The 1,471-nt window shown below is 37.8% G+C and carries 1 protein-coding gene; it reads right to left on the reverse strand.

The features are described from left to right. Positions 1-40: 40 nt before the first annotated feature. Entirely contained in the window at positions 41-1,369 is a 1,329-nt protein-coding gene (locus HHO41_RS21990; RefSeq protein ID WP_169102736.1) for an IS3 family transposase, read from the reverse strand. Between the last annotated feature and the right edge of the window lie 102 nt (positions 1,370-1,471).

The following is a 1,471-nucleotide window of genomic DNA, read 5'->3' on the forward strand; positions in this document are numbered from 1 at the left end:
TAAAATGGCACCCATGTCAAGGACACAATAAAAAAAGAGGTTAAGCAACTAGAAGATGATTCCTAAATTGAATAGGGGTCATCTTTTTTAAATTCCATTGATATCGATAATTGTTATAGTAAACCATATAGTGATTTATTTTTGCTTTTAGTTCTTTTAAGGATTTACAAGATTTATAGTCTACTTCATCTTTTAAATGACCAAAGAATGACTCTTGAGGGGCATTATCCCAACAGTTCCCTCTTCGAGACATAGATTGACCTAGGCCATATTTTTTTAGTAACTTTTGATATCTTGGGCTCGTATAATGGCTCCCTTGATCAGAGTGGATGAAGGCATCTTTATGTAGTGTAATCTTCTTGTTTTTCTTTAGTTTGTGAATCGTCTTTGTTGCGATGTCTAGAGTGATACGATCAGAAACATGGTAAGCTAGTAGCTCGTTAGTGGACGCATCTTTTATGGTCGACAAATAAGCCATAGAATTTCCGTTATATGGCAAATAAGTAATATCCGTTAATAACACTTTTCCTGGAACTCCTTGCTTAAAATCCCTGTTTAACTTATTTGGGACAACCTGATGCTCCTTGGTTGCTTTGGCGATTCTTTTATAAGGATTTGGCTTTCTGTGAGGACAGACGATTCCATATTTTCTCATGATTCTTTGTATCTTTTTACGGCTAAAGAGAATCTTAAAATCATTCTCTAATATCATTTTAATGGAGCGTGAGCCCTTCTTATATCCGCGTCGATCAAAGGCCTTTAAAATGATTTCCTTAGCTTCTTGGTCCAATTTCTCCCTAGTTTCCCGGACAGAGGAAGCCTTTAGGTAGCTATAATATCCAGACCGGGATACCTCTAAGAGGTCACAAAAATACCTGATCATCCCCTTGAATCCATTTTGTTCAATAGTCTCCTGAATCAATTGATACGCCTTATTAGGATTTAGATTTTCGCTTGCGTTGAGCAGCCTCCTTTCTGTCGTTTCTAGCTTTTTTAACAGTTCCACCTGTCCTTCCAACAGCTCGATTCTTGCCTTTTGCCTTTCGATCACTTCGGAAGGGGTAAGTTCACGTCTCAAGGGTCTGCCGGAAGCCATTTTTCTCGTATCCGTAAGTCCAATCAAGCCATTCTTTTCATAGGCTTTTTTCCACCTATGGGCTGACTGTTCGATTCGATTAATTCCTATAACGTCCAAATCGAACCCGTTCTCTGCAAAGATCTGGCGGGGAAGCTTACCGGCTAGGTATTCATCCATAAATCTATTCTTAAAATCGTCAGTATAGGTGATAGACCGCTCACTGACACGATGTACATTTGAATTCTTTTGAAGTGTGTTTATCTCTTTAAATGAAAAAGTTATTTTACTCATGTGATCCCCTTATCCCCATATTCTGAAATTCAAGTATATAAAAAAATACCTGTAGGTGAAACACTCTTTTTTTCGAGTGTCCTACCTACAGGTACCATTTTA

Source organism: Bacillus sp. DNRA2 (assembly GCF_012843265.1).
Taxonomy (GTDB): domain Bacteria; phylum Bacillota; class Bacilli; order Bacillales; family Cytobacillaceae; genus Bacillus_BU.

Bases quoted from the DNA above. Each gene is read 5' to 3' on its own strand.
- HHO41_RS21990 (WP_169102736.1), bottom strand. From the start codon at position 1,369: ATGAGTAAAATAACTTTTTCATTTAAAGAGATAAACACACTTCAAAAG.